General features: G+C 69.1%; 18 protein-coding genes. 10 read left to right on the top strand and 8 right to left on the bottom strand.

Annotated features, from left to right (window positions below):
- Positions 1–137 precede the first annotated feature (137 nt).
- From ACSDR0_RS42885 to ACSDR0_RS42875, 3 genes are read right to left on the bottom strand one after another with little or no spacing between them, the layout of a single operon-like run.
- Positions 138–1,178: a prenyltransferase gene (locus tag ACSDR0_RS42885; RefSeq protein ID WP_435294729.1), complete on the bottom strand. Its 1,041-nt coding sequence runs from the start codon at positions 1,176–1,178 to the stop codon at positions 138–140.
- Between the two features lie 29 nt (positions 1,179–1,207).
- A complete protein-coding gene (locus ACSDR0_RS42880) occupies positions 1,208–1,921 on the bottom strand; it encodes a class I SAM-dependent methyltransferase (protein ID WP_435294721.1) in 714 nt (237 codons plus the stop codon).
- A 39-nt stretch (positions 1,922–1,960) separates the two neighbouring features.
- The gene (locus ACSDR0_RS42875; protein WP_435294720.1) at positions 1,961–3,205 is read right to left on the bottom strand and encodes a glycosyltransferase family 4 protein; all 1,245 of its coding nucleotides are present in this window, start codon (positions 3,203–3,205) and stop codon (positions 1,961–1,963) included.
- A gap of 291 nt (positions 3,206–3,496) precedes the next feature.
- Between ACSDR0_RS42875 and ACSDR0_RS42870 the strand changes: the two genes are divergently transcribed.
- Entirely contained in the window at positions 3,497–4,525 is a 1,029-nt protein-coding gene (locus tag ACSDR0_RS42870; RefSeq protein WP_435294719.1) for a GDP-mannose 4,6-dehydratase, read from the top strand.
- A 469-nt stretch (positions 4,526–4,994) separates the two neighbouring features.
- On the top strand, positions 4,995–6,206 hold the full coding sequence (locus tag ACSDR0_RS42865) for a macrolide family glycosyltransferase (RefSeq protein ID WP_435294718.1): 1,212 nt from the start codon (positions 4,995–4,997) through the stop codon (positions 6,204–6,206).
- 22 nt (positions 6,207–6,228) lie between these two features.
- Here ACSDR0_RS42865 and ACSDR0_RS42860 read toward each other — a convergent pair whose 3' ends face one another.
- The 3 genes from ACSDR0_RS42860 to ACSDR0_RS42850 form a co-directional block, all read right to left on the bottom strand.
- Positions 6,229–6,663, bottom strand: a complete 435-nt coding sequence (locus ACSDR0_RS42860; protein WP_435294717.1) for a DNA-binding protein — start codon at positions 6,661–6,663, stop codon at positions 6,229–6,231.
- A 178-nt stretch (positions 6,664–6,841) separates the two neighbouring features.
- On the bottom strand, positions 6,842–8,047 hold the full coding sequence (locus tag ACSDR0_RS42855; RefSeq protein WP_435294716.1) for a cytochrome P450: 1,206 nt from the start codon (positions 8,045–8,047) through the stop codon (positions 6,842–6,844).
- A gap of 441 nt (positions 8,048–8,488) precedes the next feature.
- Positions 8,489–11,704 carry a glycosyl hydrolase family 95 catalytic domain-containing protein gene (locus tag ACSDR0_RS42850; RefSeq protein WP_435294715.1) on the bottom strand — a complete coding sequence of 1,072 codons (3,216 nt, stop codon included), beginning with the start codon at positions 11,702–11,704 and terminating at the stop codon, positions 8,489–8,491.
- A 467-nt stretch (positions 11,705–12,171) separates the two neighbouring features.
- Here ACSDR0_RS42850 and ACSDR0_RS42845 point away from each other — a divergent pair, with 467 nt between their 5' ends.
- From ACSDR0_RS42845 to ACSDR0_RS42815, 7 genes are all read left to right on the top strand, one after another.
- Positions 12,172–13,017 (top strand): fumarylacetoacetate hydrolase family protein, encoded by an 846-nt coding sequence (locus ACSDR0_RS42845; protein ID WP_435294714.1) that lies wholly within the window; start codon positions 12,172–12,174, stop codon positions 13,015–13,017.
- On the top strand, positions 13,014–14,390 hold the full coding sequence (locus ACSDR0_RS42840; protein WP_435294713.1) for an L-fuconate dehydratase: 1,377 nt from the start codon (positions 13,014–13,016) through the stop codon (positions 14,388–14,390). The genes ACSDR0_RS42845 and ACSDR0_RS42840 overlap by 4 nt, the downstream gene beginning before the upstream one ends.
- A complete protein-coding gene (locus ACSDR0_RS42835; RefSeq protein ID WP_435294712.1) occupies positions 14,383–15,129 on the top strand; it encodes an SDR family NAD(P)-dependent oxidoreductase in 747 nt (248 codons plus the stop codon). Before ACSDR0_RS42840 ends, ACSDR0_RS42835 begins: the two co-directional genes overlap by 8 nt.
- A gap of 153 nt (positions 15,130–15,282) precedes the next feature.
- The gene (locus ACSDR0_RS42830) at positions 15,283–16,344 is read left to right on the top strand and encodes a sugar ABC transporter substrate-binding protein (RefSeq protein ID WP_435294711.1); all 1,062 of its coding nucleotides are present in this window, start codon (positions 15,283–15,285) and stop codon (positions 16,342–16,344) included.
- Positions 16,344–17,840 carry a sugar ABC transporter ATP-binding protein gene (locus ACSDR0_RS42825; protein ID WP_435294710.1) on the top strand — a complete coding sequence of 499 codons (1,497 nt, stop codon included), beginning with the start codon at positions 16,344–16,346 and terminating at the stop codon, positions 17,838–17,840. Before ACSDR0_RS42830 ends, ACSDR0_RS42825 begins: the two co-directional genes overlap by 1 nt.
- On the top strand, positions 17,837–18,850 hold the full coding sequence (locus tag ACSDR0_RS42820) for an ABC transporter permease (RefSeq protein ID WP_435294709.1): 1,014 nt from the start codon (positions 17,837–17,839) through the stop codon (positions 18,848–18,850). Before ACSDR0_RS42825 ends, ACSDR0_RS42820 begins: the two co-directional genes overlap by 4 nt.
- A 212-nt stretch (positions 18,851–19,062) precedes the next feature.
- Entirely contained in the window at positions 19,063–19,998 is a 936-nt protein-coding gene (locus tag ACSDR0_RS42815) for an aldo/keto reductase (RefSeq protein WP_435294708.1), read from the top strand.
- A 20-nt stretch (positions 19,999–20,018) separates the two neighbouring features.
- Here ACSDR0_RS42815 and ACSDR0_RS42810 read toward each other — a convergent pair whose 3' ends face one another.
- Together ACSDR0_RS42810 and ACSDR0_RS42805 are read right to left on the bottom strand one after the other, a co-directional pair.
- Complete coding sequence (locus ACSDR0_RS42810; RefSeq protein WP_435294707.1) at positions 20,019–20,504, bottom strand: hypothetical protein; 486 nt, start codon at positions 20,502–20,504, stop codon at positions 20,019–20,021.
- Positions 20,505–20,509: 5 nt separating this feature from the next.
- The gene (locus tag ACSDR0_RS42805; RefSeq protein WP_435294706.1) at positions 20,510–20,860 is read right to left on the bottom strand and encodes a hypothetical protein; all 351 of its coding nucleotides are present in this window, start codon (positions 20,858–20,860) and stop codon (positions 20,510–20,512) included.
- Between the two features lie 567 nt (positions 20,861–21,427).
- Between ACSDR0_RS42805 and ACSDR0_RS42800 the strand changes: the two genes are divergently transcribed.
- Complete coding sequence (locus ACSDR0_RS42800) at positions 21,428–21,925, top strand: hypothetical protein (protein ID WP_435294705.1); 498 nt, start codon at positions 21,428–21,430, stop codon at positions 21,923–21,925.
- The last annotated feature ends 87 nt before the right edge of the window (positions 21,926–22,012 follow it).

The raw sequence follows: 22,012 nt of genomic DNA, 5'->3' as shown, positions 1-22,012 counted from the left end.
CGGCGTCATCGCCCTGAGTCACCGTCCGAGTGCCCTCCGCGTTGCTCACGGACCCGAACGTAGTGAGCCGCATTCAGCCCTTCAAGCACCACGTTTCTGATTCCGTGCAAAGAAACCGCCGGAGCGGGGCCGGGAACTCAGCTCCGGGAGCGGGCGTGGCTGCAGCCGCAGGCGGCGGTGGGGCGGTCGGTCACGTACATGCCCGCGTCGCGGAAGACGCCCGAGGCGGGGGTGTACCCGGCCAGCGCGTCGGCGGCGAGCACGACCGCGGCCGCGGTGTAGGCCGAGCGCTCGTGCGGGAAGTGCTTCTCGTTCACGAACTGCCAGCCGGTCCAGTACGAGCCGTCCTCGTGCCGCAGGTGCTGCATGTCCGAGAAGAGCTTCCGCGCCCGCTCCCGGTCGCCCAGGGCGTCGAGGGTCAGCACCAGCTCGCACGTCTCGGCGCCGGTCACCCACGGCTGGTCGGAGACGCAGCGGATGCCGAGGTCCGGCTCCACGAACGTGTCCCACTCCTCGGCCAGCCGCGCCTCCGCGGCCGGGCCGCGCACCGCGCCGCCCAGGATCGGGTAGTACCAGTCCATCGAGAAGCGGCTCTTGTCGGCGAACGCCTCGGGGTGGGCGGCCAGCACGTGGCCGAGCTGGTCGGCGGCCAGCTCCCAGTCGGGCTGCGGGTCACCCAGGTGCTCGCCGAGCAGCACACCGCAGCGCAGGCCCTGGTGGACGGAGGCGCAGCCGGTCAGCAGGGCGTACCCCGCGGGCCTGCCGTCGGCCGCGCGCTCCCAGACGATCTCACCCCGGGTGGTCTGCAGGCCGACCACGAAGTCCAGCGCGGCCCGGACGACCGGCCACATCCGCCGGGCGAAGTCCTCGTCCCCGGTCACCAGCAGTTCGTGCCAGACGCCGACCGCGATGTACGCGGCGTGGTTGGACTCCCCGCCCTGCTCGACGGCCTCGCCCCCGACCAGCTTCATCGGCCAGGAGCCGTCGGCCCGCTGCGTGCGGACCAGCCAGTCGTACCCCCGGCGGACCTGGTCGGTGAGCCCCGCCACGCTCATCGCCATCAGGCACTCGACGTGGTTCCAGGCGTCCACGTGCCCCTCGGGCCACGGGACGCCGCCGTCGGGTTCCTGCACCGCCGCGATGCTCCACGCGGTCCGGACGACCTGTTCCCACTCCATGGAGCCGCTCACTGCCTCTCCTTCAGAGGTCACGCGGGCTTCCGGACGTAGAGCACCACGCTCTTGCCGATGAGCGGGTTGAGTACCGCCTCGGCGATCCTGGTGGCGGCGGGACGCTTCATGATGTCCCAGACCAGCAGCTCGTGGTACGCCTTGGCCAGCGGGTGGTCGTCGTTGCCCACGCCGACCGCGCACTTGATCCACCAGTACGGCGCGTGCAGGCCGTGGGCGTGGTGGTGCGGGCCGATGGTGAAGCCCGTCGACTTGAGCTTCGCGCTCAGCTCGGCCAGCGTGTAGATGCGGACGTGCCCGCCGGGAGCGGTGTGGTACGCCTCGTCGAGTGCCCAGCAGATCCGTTCGGGCAGGAAGCTCGGCACGGTGACGGCCGCCTGGCCGCCCGGCTTGAGCACCCGGAAGATCTCGCGCATCGCGGCCATGTCGTCGGGGATGTGCTCCAGCACCTCGGCCGCGATCACCCGGTCGAAGCTGCCGTCCTCGAACGGCATGTCGAGCGCGTCGCCCGTCACGGTGTCCGCCGTCGCCTCGGGCGGCACCTCCCCGGCCTTGTCCATCGCGGCGAACATGTCCGCCACGCCTTCGAGCTCCCTGGCGTCCATGTCGAAGGCCACCACGTCGGCGCCGCGCCGCAGCACCTCGAAAGCATGCCGTCCGCCGCCACAGCCCAGGTCCAGGACTCGGGTCCCTGGTCCCACGGGCAGCCGGTCGAAGTCGACAGTCAGCACTCGCCGCTCCTCTTCACAGGTGGTCGTTCGGGGTGTCGCTCACTTCGCGCGGCGGGCCTGGATGGCCTCGTGGTAGGCCTCCACGGTCCGCTTGGCGACGACGTTCCAGGTGAAACGCTCCATCGCCCGGTCGTAGCCCTTCTTGCCCACCGTCGCCCGCTCCTCGGGGGAGTCGTGCAGGCGGCGCAGCACCGCGGCCAGCTCCTCGGGGTCGCCCGGGGCCACCTGTACGGCGGCGTCGCCGACGACCTCGGGCAGTGCCCCGGTGCGGCTGGCGACCAGCGGGGTACCGCAGGCCATGTGCTCGACGGCCGGGAGCGAGAAGCCCTCGTACAGGGAGGGGACGACGGAGATCTCCGAGGTGGCGATCAGCTCGCCCAGCTCGGTGTCGGAGATGCCGTGGACGAACCTGACCCGGTCCTGCAGCGCCAGCTCGGCGACGAGCTTCTCGGTCGGGCCGCCGGGGGTGGGCTTGCTGACCACGGTCAGGTTGACGTCGCGCTCGGTGGCGAGCTTCGCCACGGCCCGCAGCAGCGTCGCGACGCCCTTCATCGGGGAGTCGGCGCTGGCCACCGCGACGATGGAACCGGGCCGCTTGGGCATATCCGGGCGCGGGTGGAAGTAGCGGGTGTCGACGCCCAGCGGGATGAGCCGCATGTTCTTCTGGGGCACGTTGAAGTCGCGGTGGATGTCGGCGAGAGACGACTCGCTGACGGTCAGGATCGGGTTGAGCCGCGGCGCGACCTTGGCCTGCATGCGCACGAAGCCGTACCAGCGCCGCATCGGGAGCTTCTTGCGCAGCGTCGCCGCTTTCAGCTCGATGCGCCGGTCCACGCTGATCGGGTGGTGGATGGTCCCGACCACGGGGAACAGCTTCTGGATGCCGAGCACGCCGTAGCCGAGGGTCTGGTTGTCCTGCACGACGTCGAAGTCGCCGACGCGCTTCTTCAGCTCGCGGTACGCCCGCAGGCTGAAGGTCAGCGGCTCGGGGAATCCGGCGGTCCACATGGTGCCGACCTCGAGCCAGTCGATCCAGTCGCGGTATTCGTGCAGCTTGGGGGTGCGAAAGGGGTCTTCGTCGCGGTACAGGTCCAGGCTGGGGATCTTGGTGAGGATGACGCCCTCGTCGAGCTCCGGGTAGGGCTGGCCGGAGAAGACTTCCACGCTGTGCCCGAGGGCGACCAGCTCGCGACTGAGGTGACGCAGGTAGACGCCCTGCCCACCGCAGGTCGGTTTACTGCGATACGACAGCAGCGCGACCCGCAGTGATTCAGCACCCGGCACGGCAACCCCCTTCTCAACCTGTCCGAAAAGGGGACAGGTACCGTGAAAGATGACCTTAGTCCTCGGACCTTACCATTCGGTAGCTCTGTTGCACCTGATGTGGAATTGTCCCTAGATCGTGCTTCACGGCGTGCGAACTGGGAAGTTAGCCTTACCGAGCGTGATTCGGTGTAACGCGTTCTAGGTCTGCTGTGGGGTGATGATGCCCGCCTGGGGGTGTGCGGGTACATTCGCCATCAAACGGCACAAGACCAGGCATAGGTCGCCGCCCCCGCAAGCGAGGAGGACGCGTTGGCCAGGCGCGCGCTGATCACCGGTATCACCGGGCAGGACGGTTCCTATCTGGCCGAGTGCCTGCTCAGTCAGGGCTACGAGGTCTCCGGCCTCGCCCGAGGGCAGGCCAACCCCCGCGTATCGCGGCTCCGCAAGCTTCTCCAGGACGTCCAGCTCGTCCGGGGTGATCTGCTCGACCAGGGCTCGCTGATCTCCGCCGTCGAGAAGGTCCAGCCGGACGAGGTCTACAACCTGGGCGCCATCTCGTTCGTCCCCATGTCGTGGGAGCAGGCCGAGCTCACCGCCGAGGTGACCGGCATGGGCGTGCTGCGCATGCTGGAGGCCATCCGGGTCTGCTCCGGCATCTCCTCCTCGCGCACGGTGGCCGGATCGGACCAGATCCGGTTCTATCAGGCCTCGTCCTCGGAGATGTTCGGCCAGGTCCGGGAGACCCCGCAGACCGAGATCACCCCCTTTCACCCCCGCTCGCCGTACGGCGTGGCCAAGGCGTACGGGCACTTCCTGACGCAGAACTATCGCGAGTCGTACGGCATGTACGCGGTGTCGGGGATCCTGTTCAACCACGAGTCCCCGCGCCGGGGCGCCGAGTTCGTCACCCGGAAGGTGACGCTCGGCGTGGCCAGGATCAAGCTCGGCCTCGCCTCGGAGCTGCGCCTGGGCAACATGGAGGCGCGCCGCGACTGGGGGTTCGCCGGAGACTACGTCCGCGCGATGCACCTGATGCTCCAGGCGGACACGCCGGAGGACTACGTGATCGGCACCGGCCGCACCCACACGGTCCGCGACCTCGTGGAGGCCGCCTTCGCCGCCGCCGGGCTCGACTGGGAGCGGTACGTCGTCACCGACCAGACCCTGCACCGCCCGGCCGAGGTCGACCTGCTCTGCGCCGACCCGAAGAAGGCCCGCGTCCAGCTCGGCTGGGAGCCCACGGTCGCCTTCGAGGAGCTCGTGGCGATGATGGTCGAGTCGGACGTCAAGCTGCTCTCCGAGGGCGGCGACCCCGACCAGGACTCCTCCTGGCCCTGACGAGGCGGGCCGCTGACACCGGCCCGGCGCCGAACCGGTCCCTGAGTGACACCGGCCCGGCCCCGAGCGGCCCCGGGCGACACCGGGCGACATCGGGCGACACCGAGCGGCCCCGGGCGACACCGAGCCGGTCCTGCCGACGGGTGAAGCCGGGGCTCCAAGGAGACGCCGGCCCTGAACCGCCCCCGAAGCCGGGGCGCCTGAGGCGGCACCGGCCGCCCTGAGCCGGTTCCGAACGGCGCCGGGCGCGGCACGAGGCGGCGCCGAAGTGGCGCCAGGGGCCGTGACATGGTCCTGGAGCGGCCCGAGGACTCCGCCCGCCCCGGTCGGCCGGTGCCCGCCCATCAGGCGAGCCGGAACGTCTCGTCTTGACGGCGCGTGCGACATAGGGAATGCTGAACCCATGAGCGAGACGATACGTATCGTTTCTAGCAGAGCTTCGACAGACGGCTTCGACAGAGGAGAAACCATGTCCCGACGCGCGCATATCGCGATGGTCAGCATCCCCGCGCCGGGTCACGTGAACCCGAGCATCGAGGTGATCAGGGAGCTGGTGGCGCGGGGGCACCGGGTGACCTACGCCAACGACCCGTCCTTCGCCGAGGTGATCACCGGCGCGGGGGCCGAGCTCGTCCCGTACGCCTCGACCCTGCCCATGGGCGACACCGGCAAATGGCCCAAGGACACGGTCGGCCAGCTCGACGTCTTCCTCGGCGACGCGATCTCGATGCTGCCGCGGCTCCGCGCCGCGTACGAGAACGACCGGCCCGACCTGTTCCTCTACGACATCGGCGGTTACGCCGCCCGGGTGCTCGCGGAGAACTGGGGCCTCCCCCTGATGCAGCTCTCGCCGACCTACGTGGCCTGGGAGGGCTACCGGGAGGACGTGGCGCCGATGATCGAGGAGCTGAGGAAGGCTCCGGGCGGGGCCGAGCACTACCGGCGGTTCGAGGAGTGGCTGCACGACAACGGCATCCGCGGCACCGACTCCCACGACTTCGGGGGCCGCCCGCCACGGGCGCTGGCGCTCATCCCGAAGGTCATGCAGCCCAACGCCGACCGGGTCGATCCCGCCCGGATCACCTTCACCGGACCCTGCTTCGCCACCCGCCCCCACCAGGAGCCCTGGATCCGCCCGGAGGGCGCGGAGAAGGTGCTGCTCGTCTCCCTGGGCTCGGCCTTCACCAACCTGCCGGACTTCTACCGCTCCTGCCTGGCCGCCTTCGGCGACCTGCTCGGCTGGCACGTCGTCCTCCAGGTCGGAAGGTTCGTGGACCAGGCGGAACTCGGCGTGATCCCCGCCAACGTGGAGGTGCGCTCCTGGGTGTCGCAGCTCTCGATCCTGGAGCAGGCCGACGCGTTCGTCACCCACGCGGGCATGGGCGGCACCCAGGAGGGCCTGTACTGCGGCGTCCCGATGATCGCCGTCCCGCAGGCCACCGACCAGTTCGGCAACGCCGACAGGATCGTGGAGCTCGGGGTCGGCCGCCGGATCGACACCGAGGAGGCCACCCCCGAGGCGCTGCGCGCCGCCCTGCTCGACCTCACCTCCGACCCGGAGGTGGCGGCCCGGCTGGCGAAGCTCCGGGACGAGGTCCGAGGCGAGGGCGGCACCGTCCGCGCGGCCGACCTGATCGAGGAACTGCTGGAAACCGGTGCCACGCCGCGCGCCGTCTCCTAGACCGGCTCGCTCGTGTCCCGGGTCAGCGGGCGGTGGTGCGGCCTGCCAGGCGTTCGTAGCGTTGCTTGGCCGCCTGGGGGGTGGCGAGGCCGAGGCCGAACGCGATCTCCTGCCAGGTGAGGTCGCGGCCCCGCGCCATGAGGAGAAGCGACGCCTCAAGCTCGTCCATCTCCGCGCGGGCCCTGGGCAGCAGGGTCAGGGCGGCGGTGATGTCGGCGTGGTCCACCTCCGGCTCGCCCTCCTCGCGATGGGCGCTGCCGCTCAGCAGGAACGTCACGAGCCTGACGGCCTCGTGGGGCCCGAGGACCGTGGGGTGGACCTGCCGGAGGCGCCGGGCCTCGTCGGTCGCGTGGCGCTCGGCGATGCGCGAGAGGGAGGCGTACTCGCGGTGCGCCCGGGTCGTGCCCGGGTCGGGAGGCGTGAAGGGGTCGGATGATCCGTCGTGGTTCGTGGGCATGCGACCAGGATGATCCGATGAACACTCTGTTGTCAATGTAATGAGTTCAACAAAGTGTTTAAAAGTGGGCGTGACGACGCCCCTCGCGAAACGTGTCGGCCGGGGATCGGGGGATTCGCCCGGTTCCCGCCACGACGGCGTGGAGAGGCCGCGCGGCCTCTCCACGCCCTGCTGTACCTCAGGCGACGGAGACCGGCAGGTCCTTGATGCCGTTGATGAAGTTGGAGCGGAGGCGGCGGGCGGGGCCGGTCTGCTCCAGGCCGGGCAGCCGCTCGGCCAGCACCTCGAAGAGGACTCGCAGCTCCAGCTTGGCGAGGTGGTTGCCCAGGCAGAAGTGGGCCCCGCCGCCGCCGAAGCCGATGTGCGGGTTGGGGTCGCGGCCGATGTCGAAGGTGCCGGGGTCGGCGAACACGTCCTCGTCCCGGTTGGCGGAGCTGTAGAAGATCACGACCTTGTCGTCGGCCTTGATCTCCTGCTCGCCGATCGTCGTGTCGGTGGTGGCCGTACGGCGGAAGAGGTTCACCGGGGCGACCCAGCGGACGATCTCGTCGGCGGCGGTGCGGGCCAGCGTGCGGTCGGCGACCAGACGCCGCCACTGCTCGGGGTTCTCGAAGAAGGCGAGCATGCCGCCCGAGGCCGCGTTGCGGGTGGTCTCGTTGCCGGCGACCACCAGCAGCAGCACGAACAGGTCGAACTCCTCCTCGGTGAGGGTCTCCCCTGCGGCGTCGGGCATGATCAGCTTGGTGACGATGTCCTGGCGGGGCTGTGCGCGCCGCTCGGCGGCCAGGGTGTTGGCGTAGGCGTAGACCTCGGCGGCCGCGTTCGTGCCCTCGTCGGGGTCGGCCGCGTAGTCCGGGTCCTCGGCCCCGATCATCTGGTTGGACCAGTTGAAGATCTTGTCACGGTCCTCGACGGGGGCGCCGAGCAGCTCGCAGATCACGTACAGCGGCAGCGGGGCGGCGATGTCCCTGACGAAGTCGACCGACCCGCGTCCCTTGGCCTCGTCCACCAGCTCGTGGCAGATGTCGCGGATGTGCTGTTCCAGGGTGCCCATCATGCGCGGGGTGAAGCCCCGGTTGACCAGGGAGCGCCGCCGGGTGTGGTCCGGCGGGTCCTGGTTGAGCATCATCATCCGCTGGAGGGCCATCTGGTCCTCGGGCATCTCGTTGAAGAGCGCGAGCTTCCTGCTCGACGAGAACAGGTCGGAGCGGCGGGAGACCTGCACCACGTCGGCGTGCTTGGTGACCGCCCAGAAGCCCGGCCAGTCCCGCTCGGCGTCGCCCGGGTGCGCGTAGACGGGCGCGTTCGCCCGTAGCCAGGCCAGCTGATCGTAAGGCGCGCCGTTTCGCCAATAGAAGTCCTGGTCGACCAGATCGATATCCATTGGTCCTCCTGCGAACCGGGTCGGCGTTCTCGTGACGCGGTTCATTGTCGGTGCGGCCTGGGGAGTGGTCAGCCGCGTACCCTACCCGTTCGCGGGGCGTTCGTCGCGGACGTGGCGATAGCGGGCTTTCCGGTTTTCCCGCCTCCCGCCCGGGGGCACGCCGAGTCACCAAGCGCTTGATCAGGCGTTTGGTGACTCTTCTTTCTGAAACGTGTTCTATTACGGGAAGGGAACCTCGTCAAGTTGGCGTCCCGGGCAACAGCCGCGAGCGCCCCGCACGGCGCCGCGCACGGCCGCGAGGCCCGGGAGGCGTGTGCCTGCCGGGCCTCGCGGGGTGAAGCGGGAATGAAGCGGAGTGAATCAGGATGCCCCAGGGGCGGTTCCGGTACGGGAACCGGAAATGGAACCCGTACTGGAATCAGGGGCGGATCGCGTACGGGATCAGAACGCGATGTCGCGCCAGGTGCCCACCTCCGCGGCGGTCAGGGCCTTCGGCAGGATGGCCATCCGGTCGACCGCGCCGCTCAGGCGCTGGCCGCCGTCCTGGTCGGCGCCGAAGCGCAGCGGCCGGGAGGTGCAGCCGGTGATGCCGTCGTTGGTGGCCGTGCCGCCGCCGACCCGGGTGCCGTCGACGTAGGTGTTGATCACGCCGTTGCGGTCCATGGTGACGACGAGGTCGATGTAGCGGCCGGTCGGGATCGTCCCGCTGAGCCCCACGTTCTGCCCGGCGCCGATGAAGCGCAGGGTGTTGGAGGGGGTCAGGTCGACGATGATCCCGTCGGTGCCGGGGTTGCCGCCAGGCTGGGAGTCGAAGAGCCTCCGGTAGCCGGTCCCCCCGATCTTGACCTCGGCCGCGAAGGTCGCCTCGGGCATGTAGCCCAGCAGGGTGCTCTCCGTCGTGAGGTAGGTCGAGCCGCTCAGGACCAGCCCGCTGCCGCTCGGGGCCTCGGTGTCGTAGGTCGCGCTGCCGACGATGTTGGCGTTCCTGCCGCTGCCGGAGCCGTCGGTGACGGTCGTGCCCGACGTCGGGTCCCAGGCGACGACCGCCCTGTCCGCCGGCGGGGTGACGCACGGGTTGAGGCCGATGGCGGCCGAGCTGCCCGCCTTCCAGCCGCTTCCCGAGAGCTCGGCCGCGACCCGCGCGGACCTGGTCCCGTTCGCGGGGCCGACGGCCACGGAGAACGAGAAGGTCTTGGGGCTGCCGGGCGAGACGGCGGGCACCTGGATCGAGGCGGGGGTGGCGGTCCAGCCCTGCGGCAGGGCGAGGGTCAGCGTGCCGGCGGGCACGTTCTCCCTGCCGGTCGCGGTGACGGTGACGGTGACCGGGATCGACTCGCCGGCGCCCGCGATCACGGGAGCGGTGATCTTGACGGTCACCTCGTTGACGAGCGTGTAGGACCTTCCGGCCTTGGCGTCGATGGTGATGACGTCACCGTCGCGGCGCGGGTCGATCGTCCTGCCGCGCTCGTCCTCGACGTGGTAGCGGCCACCGATCATGGCGGCGCGGACCTTGAGGGGGCCGGAGGTTCCGGCGTGCACGGTGACCCTGTCGGCGTTGCCGTCCTTCCACGAGGCGTCCACGGTCACGTCGCCCCGGGCGCGCAGGCCGGTGACCGATCCGGTGGACCAGGCCGACGGCAGCGCGGGCAGCACGTGGACCGTGTCGTGCTGGCTCTGCAGCAGCATCTCGGCCATGCCGGAGGTGGCGCCGAAGTTGCCGTCGATCTGGAACGGCGGGTGGGTGTCCCACAGGTTGTCCAGCGTGGAGCTCTTGAGCTGCTCGCTGAGCATCTTGTGCGAGTGGTCGCCGTCCAGCAGGCGGGCCCAGAAGTTGATCTTCCACGCCTTGCTCCAGCCGGTGCCGCCGTCGCCCCGCGCGGTGAGCGAGATCTTGGCCGCCTCGGCCTCCGGGGTGCCGGTCGTGATCTGCCGTCCGGGGTGCAGGGCGAACAGGTGGGAGACGTGCCGGTGGGTGTTGCCCCGGTCGTCCAGGTCCTCCTTCCACTCCTGGAGCTGTCCCCAGGAACCGATCCGGATGCCCGGGTCGAGCTTGGCCAGCGCGGCCGTCACCTCGGCCTGGAAGGCCTTGTCGGTCTTCAGCTTCTTCGCCGCCTCCAGGGTGTTGGTCAGCAGGTCGAAGACGATCTGCTGGGACATCGAGGCGCCGGCCGTGAAGTCGCCCTGCTCGGGGGAGTAGCTGGGGGAGACCACGAGCTTGCCGTCACGCGGGTCGGTGTAGAGGGTGTCCAGCCAGAACTCGGCCGCGCCCTTCATCACCGGGTACGCGGTCTTGCGCAGGTACTTGGTGTCGCCGCTGAAGCGGTAGTGGTCGTACATCTGCTGGGTCACCCACGCCGCGGCGTCGGGGAACCAGAACGAGCTGGCCCAGTTGTGCACGCCGGTGAAGCCGAACGGGTTGGTCTCGTTGTGCACCACCCAGCCGCGCGCCCCGAACATCTCCTGCGCGGTCTTCTGCCCGGGGGCGACCATCGACTGGATGTAGCTGTCGTACGGCTCGGTCGTCTCGGCGAGGTTGGTCTGCTCGGCGAGCCAGTAGTTCATCTGCAGGTTGATGTTGACGTGGTAGTCGGCCGACCAGGGAGGATTGGTGGAGTTGTTCCACACCCCCTGCAGGTTGGCCGGGAGCGACCCCTCCCTGGAGGAGGCGATCAGCAGATAGCGGCCGTAGGCGAAGAACATCGCCTCCAGCGCCCGGTCGTCGGTCGAGGCGCCGCCGGTGTACGCCGCGCGCAGCTTGTCGGTCGGGATGGCCGGGGTCTTCTGCCCGAGGTCCAGCTTGACCCGGTCGAACAGCTTCCGGTAGTCGGCCCGGTGCTCGGACCTGAGCTCCTCGTACGACTTGCGGGAGGCCCTGTCGACCGCCTTGGTCACCTTGGCGTGCGGGTCCACGGTCCGGTAGGCCGGGTAGACGTCGGAGTAGTCGGTGCCCGCCGACAGGACGAACGTCGCGCTGTCGGCGCCCGTGACGGTGATCTTGTCGGTGCCGTCGGTGCGGGTGCCGCCCTGGGTGAGCACCTGGACCTGCGACTCGAACTTCATGCCGTTGTCGGCCAGCGTGCCCCTGACGGTCAGGCGGCCCTTGGAGACCGAGACCTGCTTGTCGTCACGCGGCGAGGAGGTGCGCAGCGTGAAGGAGACCTTGCCGCCCTTGTCGGCGGAGACCCGGCCGACGACGACGTTGCCGGGGTAGCTGGCGAAGTACTCGCGGGAGTAGGTCACCCCGTCCGCGGTGTAGCCGACCTTGGCGACCGCGTCGCGCAGGTTCAGCTCCCGGCGGTAGCCGGTGGCGGTGCCCTCGGGAATCTCGGGCATGTCCAGCCAGAGGTCGCCGAAGGTCTGGTAGGCGCCGAAGCCGCTCTTGGGCTGGCCGAGCTTTGCCGCCACCGCCTCGGGGGAGATCTTGCCGTCGCGGTCGATCTGTGCCCTGACCTCGGCGATCGCGTTCGGCCTGGGGGAGGTCCAGTTGCCGAAGTCGTAGCCGTTCGCGCCGGGACCGCCGGTCCACAGGGATTTCTCGTTGAACTGGATCTGCTCGCTGTTGACACCGCCGAACACCATGGCGCCCAGCGCGCCGTTGCCGATCGGCAGCGCCTGGGTCTCCCAGTCGGTGGCCGGCTTGTCATACCAGAGCGTCAAGTCATCGGGTGTATCTAGCCTTGTCATGTTTGCTGACAGCTCCGCGTTGGCCGAGTTCTGACCGTATAACCCGGTAGCGAGGGTGAGGGCGGCGAGGAGGGCGACGCCGAGACGTCGTCGAGGGGGGCGGTGCAACGGATTCCTCCGATCACAGGGCGGGACTGTTTCAAGGAGATAGCACCGAAATTCCGCCGTAACAAGCCTCATCCTCCGATGTTTATCGCCGGTTGATCACTTTTGTGCCTCTCACCACCGCGAACGTCCCAGATGATCTCCGTTTCCTTCTGCGCGGGAAAATCCGATGACTGAAGGTCAAAGGTAGGGAACGATCCGGCATAACCCCTGCCAGCTGCGATTTCTCCTCGATAACGGATCGGACGTATCGGCCCGTGAGGGGTTGACACCGGGGTTCGGCGTCGTTCAGCATCACGAGACAAGACATCCGATGTATCAACGAAGGGTGCGGTGTGAAGCTGCTGCGAGTGGGACCCGTCGGCCAGGAGCGACCGGCCGTCCTGGACGGGGCCGGTAATCTCCGCGAAATCTCGGAAGCCGAGATCGACGGGGCTTTCTTCGCTTCCGGGGGAGTGGCTCGTGTCCGCGAGGCGCTGGAGCGGGACGAGCTTCCCGTGCTGGACGCCGAGGGACTGCGGATCGGCGCCCCGATCGCGCGGCCCGGGAAGATCGTGTGCGTGGGGCTCAACTACCGCGACCACGCGGCGGAGACGAACGCCGCGATCCCGGCCGAGCCGATCATCTTCATGAAGGCTCCCAACACGATCGTCGGGCCCAACGACGAGGTGCTCATCCCCAGGGACAGCGTGAAGACCGACTGGGAGGTCGAGCTGGCGATCGTCATCGGCGAGACGGCCCGCTACGTCGAGACGCACGAGGAGGCACTGTCCAAGATCGCGGGCTACGCCATCTCCAACGACGTCTCCGAGCGCGAGTTCCAGCTGGAGCGCGGCGGCCAGTGGGACAAGGGCAAGTCCTGCGAGACCTTCAACCCGCTCGGCCCCTGGCTGGTCACCCCCGACGAGATCCCCGACCCGCAGGCCCTGGGCCTGCGCCTGTGGGTCGACGGTGCGCAGTTCCAGAACGGCGACACCAAGAACATGATCTTCACCGTGGCGGAGGTCGTCCGCTACCTCAGCCGGTTCATGGTCCTCGAACCCGGTGACCTCATCAACACCGGCACCCCCGCGGGCGTCGCGCTCGGCCTGCCCGGCACGCCGTACCTGCGCGCCGGGCAGGTCGTGGAGCTGGAGATCGACGGCCTCGGGAGCCAGCGACAGACCATGGGGCAGGCATGAGCGACAGAATCGACATCCGCGAGGCGACCACGGTCGAGGGAGCCGAGGGCGAGGCCGCGGAGGGGATCCTGGCCGGGGTCGGCGGGTACCGCATCACCGCGATGGAGACCCACGACATCCGCTTCCCCACCTCGCTGGAGCTCGACGGCTCCGACGCGATGAACCCCGACCCCGACTACTCGGCCGCCTACCTCGTCCTGCGGACCGACGACGGGTTCGAGGGCCACGGCTTCGCCTTCACCATCGGGCGCGGCAACGAGGTGCAGACCGCTGCGATCAGGGCCCTGGAGCCGTACGTGCTCGGCAGGGACGTCGAGGACATGGGCGCGCTCTGGAAGGACATGGTCCACGACTCCCAGCTGCGCTGGCTCGGCCCGGAGAAGGGCGTCATGCACATGGCGATCTCCGCCGTGGTCAACGCGCTCTGGGACCTCAAGGCCAAGCGGGCGGGCAAGCCGCTCTGGCTGCTGCTGGCCGAGATGTCCCCCGAGGAGCTCGTCGAGCTGGTCGACTTCCGCTACCTCACCGACGCGCTCACCCCGCAGGAGGCGCTGGAGATCCTGCGCGCCGCCGAGCCCGGCAGGCGCGAGCGCGTGGCCCGCCTGAGGGAGCACGGCTACCCGGCCTACACGACCTCACCGGGATGGCTCGGCTACGGCGACGACAAGCTGCGCCGCCTGTGCAAGGAGGCGATGGACGAGGGCTTCACCCAGATCAAGCTGAAGGTCGGCGCCGATCTGGAGGACGACAGGCGGCGGATGCGCATCGCCCGCGAGACCTGCGGCGAGGACTTCCCCATCGCGATCGACGCCAACCAGCGCTGGGACGTCGACTCCGCCATAGCCTGGGTGAACGCCCTCGCGGAGTTCCGCCCGCACTGGGTGGAGGAGCCGACCAGCCCCGACGACGTGCTCGGCCACGCCGCCATCGCCCGGGGCATCGCGCCCATCCCGGTGGCCACCGGCGAGCATGTCCAGAACCGCATGGTCTTCAAGCAACTCCTGCAGGCCAACGCGATCTCCTACCTGCAGATCGACGCGGCCCGCGTCGCGGGCGTGAACGAGAACGTCGCGATCCTGCTGCTCGCCGCCAAGTTCGGCGTCCCGGTCTGCCCGCACGCGGGCGGGGTCGGCCTGTGCGAGCTGGTGCAGCACCTGTCGATGTTCGACTACGTCGCGGTCAGCGGCTCGATGGAGGGGCGGGTGATCGAGTACGTGGACCACCTCCACGAGCACTTCGTCGACCCTGTGGTGATCGAGAACGGCGCCTACACCGCGCCGAGCACGCCCGGCTTCGGAGCGGCCATGCACGCCGCCTCCATCATCGACTACACCTACCCCGACGGCCCGGTATGGAGGTCCCTCAATGGATGAGTTCGACGGTCTGCGCGCCCTGGTCACCGGTGGCGGATCCGGCATCGGCCTGGCCACCGCCACCCTGCTGGCCGAGCGGGGCGCGAGAGTGGCCTCCCTCGACATCAACGCCTCCGGTGGCCCGTTCGTCGAGGTCAAGGCGGACGTCACCGACGAGGAGGCGGTCCGCACGGCCGTCGCCCTGGCCGTGGAGCAGCTCGGCGGCCTGGACATCCTGGTCAACAACGCCGGGATCGGCGCCGCCGGCACGATCGAGGACAACTCGTACGAGGAGTGGTCCAGGGTCCTGGACGTCAACGTCCTGGGCATCGTCCGGGTCACCCGGGCGAGCCTGCCGCACCTGCGCCGCTCGGCGCACGCCGCGATCGTCAACACCTGCTCGATCGCGGCGACGGCGGGACTGCCCCAGCGGGCGCTCTACAGCGCGTCCAAGGGGGCCATCCAGTCGCTGACCCTGGCGATGGCGGCCGACCACGTCCATGAGGGAATCCGGGTCAACTGCGTCAACCCGGGCACCGCCGACACCCCCTGGGTGCAGCGCCTGCTCGACGCGGCGCAGGACCCGGCGGCCGAGCGGGCGGCCCTGGAGGGGCGCCAGCCGATGGGCCGCCTGGTGAGCGCCCCGGAGGTCGCCGCGGCGATCGCCTACCTCGCGAGCCCGCTCGCGGCGGCCACCACCGGTACGGTCCTGGCCGTGGACGGCGGGATGCAGGGGCTCAGGCTCCGGCCGAAGTCATGACCGGGGGCCGGGTGTGAACCCCGTTCCAGGCTCAGCTCCGGGCCCAGGCGCAGGTCAGGCCACGAAGGCGCGACGGCGGGGGCCGTCCCGCCGGATGAGATAGCGGTCTACAAATAATTCACCCCCCATATAGCTTTGAATCGAGGCAACGGTATGAAAATCGGACCCGCGGCGACAGGTGCGGCACTGCTCGCGATCTCCTTCACCCTTTCCGCCTGCGGATCGTCGGAGCCCGCCACCACCGCGGCCCAGCCCACCGGTGACGCGGCCGCGGCCCCCCAGGGCGGCAAGGTCGGAATCGACTTCCCCCGCACCGACTCCGACTTCTGGAACTCGTACAACAAGTACGTCCCCCAGATGGCGACCGAGCTGGGCGTCGACCTGATGCCGCCGACCAACTCGCAGAACGACGTGGCCAAGCTGGTCGCCAACACCCAGGCCCTGACCGGCCAGGGCGCCAAGGTGATCGTCATGTCCCCGCAGGACACCGGTGCCATCGCCTCCACGCTGCAGACGCTGGAGGGCAAGAACATCCCCGTCGTCACCGTGGACACCCGCCCCGACAAGGGCAAGGTCTACATGGTCGTGCGGGCCGACAACAAGGCGTACGGCACGAAGGCGTGCGAGTTCCTCGGTGAGAAGCTCGGTGGCAAGGGCAAGGTCGTCCAGCTCATGGGCGCGCTGTCCTCGATCAACGGCCGTGACCGTGCCGAGGCGTTCCGCGGCTGCATGAAGGACAAGTTCCCCGGCATCACGGTCTTCGAGGAGCCGACCGAGTGGGAGGGCACGAAGGCCGCCTCCATGCTCCAGACCCGCCTCGAGCAGCACCCGGACATCAAGGGCGTCTACATGCACGCCGGAGGCGTCCACCTGGCCCCCACCCTCCAGGTGCTCAAGGCCAAGGGCCTGATCGTGCCGCCGGAGGACCCCAAGCACGTCTTCGTGGTCTCCAACGACGGCATCCCCCAGGAGTTCGACGCCATCCGCAAGGGTGAGATCGACGCCACGGTCTCCCAGCCGGCCGACCTCTACGCCAAGTACGCGCTCTTCTACGCCAAGGCCGCGTCCGAGGGCAAGACCTTCCAGCCCGGCCCGACCGACCACGACAGCACGATCATCCAGCTGCCGAACGGCCTTGAGGACCAGCTCCCCGCTCCGCTGGTCACCAAGGAGAACGTGGACGACCAGGCTCTCTGGGGCAACCAGGTCAAGTGATGACATCTTCCGTCAAGGCAGTCGAGGCGCTTGGGATCACCAAGCGCTTCGGCCCGACCACCGCGCTCAACGGTGCCGGGATCGCCATCACCGAGGGGGAGACGCACGCGCTCGTCGGCAGGAACGGCGCGGGCAAGTCCACGCTGGTGTCGATCCTGACCGGGCTCCAGCGTCCCGACGAGGGTGAGGTCCGCTTCGCCGGGCAGCCCGCGCCGTCGCCGGCCGACCGGGACGCCTGGCGGCAGAGGGTCGCGTGCGTCTACCAGAAGTCGACGATCATCCCCACCCTGTCCGTCGCGGAGAACCTCTTCCTGAACCGCCAGACAGAGCGGGGCAGGATCAGCTGGCGGAACCTGCGCACGCGGGCCCGCCAGCTGCTTGAGCAGTACGGCGTGGACGTCGATGCGGAGACCATGGCCGGAGACCTGGGGGTCGAGCAGCGCCAGCTGCTGGAGATCGCCAGGGCGCTGTCGTTCGGCGCGCGGTTCATCATCCTGGACGAGCCCACCGCACAGCTCGACGGCCCGGCCATCCAGCGGCTCTTCGACCGGATGCGCTCCCTGCGGGAGCAGGGCGTCACGATGATGTTCATCTCCCACCACCTGGAGGAGGTGTACGAGATCTGCCAGAGCGTCTCGGTCTTCCGCGACGCCCGGCACATCGCCACCGCCACGGTCGGCGAGCTGCCCCACGACCAGCTCGTGGACGCGATGACCGGCGAGGCCACCGCCGCCTACGAGTACCGCACCCGGACGGCCGCCCCCTCGGCCCCCGTGGTGCTGTCCGCGCGGGCGCTCTCCCTCGCCGGACGCTACGAGAACGTGGACCTGTCCGTCAGGGCGGGCGAGATCGTCGGTCTCGCCGGTTCCGGCAGCAGCGGCAAGGTCGGTCTCGCCGAGACCCTGGTCGGCCTGCACCGGGCCGACACCGGGACGGTGACCGTCAACGGCACCGACATCAAGCAGGGCGACGTGCCCTCCGCGCTCCGCGCCGGGCTCGGGTTCGTCCCCCAGGACAGGCACCACCAGGGTTTCGTCCCGCTGCTGTCGATCGCCGAGAACGCGACCATCCCGATCGCCCACAAGCTCGGCCGCTACGGCGTGGTCTCCCCGGCCCGCCGCCGCGAGCGCGGCGCCAGGATGATCGACCTGCTGGACATCAAGACGACGGGCCCCGACCAGCCGGTGGCCGACCTGTCCGGTGGCAACGCCCAGAAGGTGGTGCTGGCCAGGGCGCTCGCGGACGACCCGAACGCGCTCGTGGTCATCAACCCGACCGCCGGGGTGGACGTCAAGGCCAAGCACTCCCTGCTCGGCGCCGTGGAGGACGCGGCCGATCGCGGGGCGGGGGCCGTGCTCGTCTCCGACGAACTCGACGACCTGCGAATCTGCGATCGCGTTCTCGTCATGTTCCACGGCAGGATCGTCAAGGACGTGCCGCGAGGCTGGACCGACAGCGAGCTGGTGGCGGCGATGGAAGGTATCGACCACTCATGACCACGACAAAGACCCCCCCGCCCGCGCTGGCGGCCCCCCAGGGCCGGCGCATCCAGCTCGGACGGTTCCGCGACCTCACCCTGGTCCCGGTGATCGTCGTTCTGCTGATCGCCGGCTCCTTCGTCGACCCGGTCTTCCTCACCCCGGGCAACCTGACCAACGTGCTGCAGCAGCAGTCGGCCCTGGCGCTGGTGGTTCTCGCCGAGGCGCTGATCCTGATCGCGGGCAAGTTCGACCTGTCGCTGGAGTCCACGGTCGGCATGGCGCCCGCCGTCGGCGTGATGCTGGTCATCCCGGTGGCGGCCGGAGGGTTCGGCCTGGAGCTGCCCGGCATTCTGGCGATCCCGCTGTGCCTGCTGGTCGGCGGCCTGGTCGGCGCCTTCAACGGCTTTTTGATCCTGCGGTTCCAGCTGTCGGCCTTCATCGTCACGCTGGCCATGATGATCGTCGTGCACGGCCTGCAGCTGGGACTCACCCAGGGCAAGAGCCTGTTCGAGCTGCCCGAGTCGTTCCTCTACCTCGGCAGTGCCAACTGGCTCGGCCTGCCGGCGGCCATCTGGATCACCGGCGTCCTCTTCGCGGTGGCCATCGTCGCCCTCGGCTACTTCCGGGGCGGCCGCTCGCTCTACGCCATCGGCGGCAACGCCGACGCCGCCCGCGCGGCGGGCATCAGGGTCGAGCGGGTCGTCTGGGTCGTCTTCGTCATCGGCGGGATCGTCGCCGCGCTCGCCGGCGTACTGGAGACCGGACGCCTGGGCGGCATCAGCGCCAACCAGGGCGTCGGCTGGATCTTCATGGCCTTCGCCGCGGCCGTCATCGGCGGCGTCAGCATGGACGGCGGCAAGGGCACGATCCTCGGCGCGCTCACCGGTGTCCTGGTGATCGGCCTCGTCGAGAACATCCTGACCCTGAAGGGCGTCCCCGGCGAGTGGAAGCAGCTCGTCTACGGCTCGATCATCCTGGTCGCCCTGATGATCAGCCGCCTGGCGGGCGGTAAGGCCCAGGATTGACGCGGCTCCGCCCTTCCTGACGAGGGCGTGAGCCGCGCGGACGCGCAGCCCGTACGGACACGAGACCGTACGGGCGCGACGCCTGCGCGGACCCGGGAAGCCGTACGGGTGGCGGGAGCCCGTACGGAGTGAAGCCACCCGCAGGCCGGTGAAGCGGTACAAAGGCATCAAGCGGCATGAGAAACATGAAGCGGTACAGAACGGAGCGAGCGGTGCAGGTCAGCAGGTACGGCTTCGGTACGGCCCCGATCGGGAACCTGTTCTCGGAGGTCGGCGAGGACGTGGCGCGCGCGGCGGTGGACGCGGCCTACGAGGCGGGGGTCCGCCTGTTCGACACCGCGCCCCACTACGGGCTCGGCCTGTCGGAACGACGGCTCGGCGCCGCCCTGGCGGAAAGGCCCAGTGACTCCTACGCCCTGTCCACCAAGGTCGGCCGCCTGCTCGTGCCCGCCACCGGCGAGGGGCCCTTCGGCCGGGACGACCAGGGCTTCGACGTCCCCGCCGACCTGCGCCGGGTGTGGGACTTCTCGCGCGACGGGGTCCTGCGGTCGCTGGAGGAGAGCCTGGAGCGGCTCGGCCTCGACGCGGTCGACATCGTCTTGATCCACGATCCGGACGACCACTGGGAGCAGGCCGTCTCCGAGGCGTACCCGGCCCTGGCCGAGCTGCGTGACCAGGGTGTCGTCAAGGCCGTCGGGGTCGGCATGAACCAGGGGGCGATGCTCGCCCGGTTCGTCCGCGAGACCGGCGTCGACACGGTCATGCTCGCCGGGCGCTACACCCTCCTCGACCAGTCAGGGGAGGACGAACTGCTGCCCCTGTGCGCCGAGCGCGGCGTCTCGGTGTTCGCCGCCGGGGTGTTCAACAGCGGCCTGCTGGCCACCCACGACCCGTCGGGCACCTACGACTACGCCCCCGCCCCTGGCCCGCTCCTGGAGCGCGCCCGCCGCATCGCCGCCGTCTGCGAACGCCACGACGTCACCCTCCCCCAGGCGGCCCTGGCCTTCCCCCTGCGCCACCCGGCCGTCACCAGCGTGGTCATCGGCGCCCGCTCCGCCGCCGAGGTCGTCCGCAACGCGGAACTGACCGCCAAGCCCGTCCCCGAAGCCCTGTGGACCGACCTGGCCGTCGAGGGCCTGATTCCCTGAGCCCTATGTTTCCGGGAAGACTACGCCGGCGCGAGTTCGGACCCTGCGGCTTCCAGGCCTGCGAACTTGGCGCGGATGCGCTGCTCGGGGTCTGAGACTTCGTTGACGCTTCGTATGATGCCGTTGAGGAAGTCTTCAACGGTGGATGAAAGATCTTTTTTCACCCTGCTGCGTGTCCACCGGTCGATGATTCGGTCAGCCTTGGCCAGTGTGAGAACCGCTTCCCTGCCTCGGAACCTGGTCTCCACGAACTCCCGCATCTCGTCTATCGACGCGAAGGTGGTCAGGGACACCTCGTCGCTCTCCTCAGGCTCAAGGCACATGTATGCCCATGCGGAGAGACCGTGTGAACTCTCCAAAACCTGGGTGAACAACACCAGGCGTCCGCTCAGGCGGAAGGTTCCTGTCAGCGGGATCTCGTACTCGTGCCAAACATCGAGCTCCGTTGCCTCTGGCCTGGGCCGCCAGGGAAACTGCCCGCGCTTGATCATCAAGTCCAGATTCATCCGCCTCACCTCCCGTCTTCCCTGTATCCATTGAAGCACTCGACGAAGCTCTTCGTCACTGCGGGAGGCCAGGGGATCTTCTGTACGTTGAGGGGATCTTCCGCCGGCCAGATTACCGAGACATGTTGGCCGATGGCATCACACTCTGCGCGTACGCGCCCTGGTGTGTGGACCACAGCGAATCCTTCGCCTCGGAGCCTGCCTGCTGTGGTGTACCTTACTGCGGCCAACTCAAGGTCTCTAGCGTTTATTATCTTTCGTCGATACCGGCTGGCGGCTTCCACGGAGAGTTGGCCGGTCAGGAGGGATATCTCTCGCTCCATCTCATATCTCGGCTCATCGAAGAAGTGATCCACGTCAAACGTATGATGAGTAAGTACCATATCGTCCGATATGCACAACTGTGGCGTTTTAGCTACTCTGCATGCTTTCCTGCGCACATAGGTGCTATCGGGTTCTCGCATGTCGACAAAGGCTATAGCTCGAGTTTCGGAGTGTCATGAAATCGCTATGGAATCTTAAAAATACTCCTTGAAGATAATGTGAAATCGGATAAAAAGTTTGCAGAATAACTTTTTTCTGGCCTTAATGGGGCTCCAGGGGGCAGCGTCACGGTCTGCCGTGTTTCGCTTCGGCGGACACCGTGCTCTCGACCCTCCACCGCCCCGCACCGCGGAGATCGTCGCCCGGGTGACGTTCTGCCGGGGGCGCCCCGCAACGGATATCGGAACGCGATCCGTCGCACGGCGCGGTCGTGTTCGAGGCCTCGCCTGTATCAGCCGGTCGCCCGGGTGCTGGACGCGTTGTATCCGGAGGTAGGGCACTCCCTACCTCCGGTTGGCGTGCGGGCAGGCACGATCTCTCCTGGTGGGCGGAGAAGACTCTGGGGGTAACGTTCAGCGCTCGCCCGAGAGGTGTCATCGATGTCCACGCAGTTCGCACCCCAGCTTCTGGCCGACCCGCCGACCGTTCCCCGAAGCGTCAGGACCGCGTCGGCGCTCTGGTTCGCCGCCGTCGGCGCCGGTGCCTTCGAGGCGACCCTGGCTGTTGCCGGCATGCTGGCCGACGGATCGGCGTCGCTCACCGACCTCGCCCCGGAGATGGGTTTCCGGCTGACGGTCTTCGCCGTGGCGATCTTCATGGCGGTGCACCTGCGCCGGGGCCGCGGCTGGGCCCGTATCGCCCTCGCCCTGACTCTCGGCATCTTCGGCACCCTCTCGCTGGTGATGGAGCCGATCCAGTGGCTGCTCGACGGGAACTCGCTCGTCCAGGCCGTCGCGGATGCCGAGGCGATGACGTTCGTGTTCGCCGTCAGCCGGATCATGCATCTCGCGGCCGTCCTGGCCGCCATGGCGCTGATGTTCGGCCCCGCGGCGAACGCCTACTTCCGGAGCGGCTCCCGCTCGTCGCGGGATCGTTGAGGCTCCGGCGCTAGGTGTACTGACCTGAGAGGTTAGGTACGCGGCTGGCGGGTGGGTGGCCGCCGAGTGCGGTGTGTGCTCGGTGGT

Source organism: Streptosporangium sp. G11 (assembly GCF_051192615.1).
GTDB lineage: Bacteria > Actinomycetota > Actinomycetes > Streptosporangiales > Streptosporangiaceae > Streptosporangium.
Note: the sequence above shows the minus strand (reverse complement) of the source record. Positions and strands in the feature narration are given on the sequence as shown.

What these genes read in the sequence shown, in the direction of transcription:
- ACSDR0_RS42840 (WP_435294713.1), top strand. Translation starts at nt 13,014, where the DNA reads ATGAGCGACAGAATCGACATCCGCGAGGCGACCACGGTCGAGGGAGCC.
- ACSDR0_RS42835 (WP_435294712.1), top strand. Translation starts at nt 14,383, where the DNA reads ATGGATGAGTTCGACGGTCTGCGCGCCCTGGTCACCGGTGGCGGATCC.
- ACSDR0_RS42810 (WP_435294707.1), bottom strand. Translation starts at nt 20,504, where the DNA reads ATGAATCTGGACTTGATGATCAAGCGCGGGCAGTTTCCCTGGCGGCCC.
- ACSDR0_RS42885 (WP_435294729.1), bottom strand. Translation starts at nt 1,178, where the DNA reads ATGGAGTGGGAACAGGTCGTCCGGACCGCGTGGAGCATCGCGGCGGTG.
- ACSDR0_RS42825 (WP_435294710.1), top strand. Translation starts at nt 16,344, where the DNA reads ATGACATCTTCCGTCAAGGCAGTCGAGGCGCTTGGGATCACCAAGCGC.
- ACSDR0_RS42820 (WP_435294709.1), top strand. Translation starts at nt 17,837, where the DNA reads ATGACCACGACAAAGACCCCCCCGCCCGCGCTGGCGGCCCCCCAGGGC.
- ACSDR0_RS42800 (WP_435294705.1), top strand. Translation starts at nt 21,428, where the DNA reads ATGTCCACGCAGTTCGCACCCCAGCTTCTGGCCGACCCGCCGACCGTT.
- ACSDR0_RS42865 (WP_435294718.1), top strand. Translation starts at nt 4,995, where the DNA reads ATGTCCCGACGCGCGCATATCGCGATGGTCAGCATCCCCGCGCCGGGT.
- ACSDR0_RS42860 (WP_435294717.1), bottom strand. Translation starts at nt 6,663, where the DNA reads ATGCCCACGAACCACGACGGATCATCCGACCCCTTCACGCCTCCCGAC.
- ACSDR0_RS42830 (WP_435294711.1), top strand. Translation starts at nt 15,283, where the DNA reads ATGAAAATCGGACCCGCGGCGACAGGTGCGGCACTGCTCGCGATCTCC.
- ACSDR0_RS42855 (WP_435294716.1), bottom strand. Translation starts at nt 8,047, where the DNA reads ATGGATATCGATCTGGTCGACCAGGACTTCTATTGGCGAAACGGCGCG.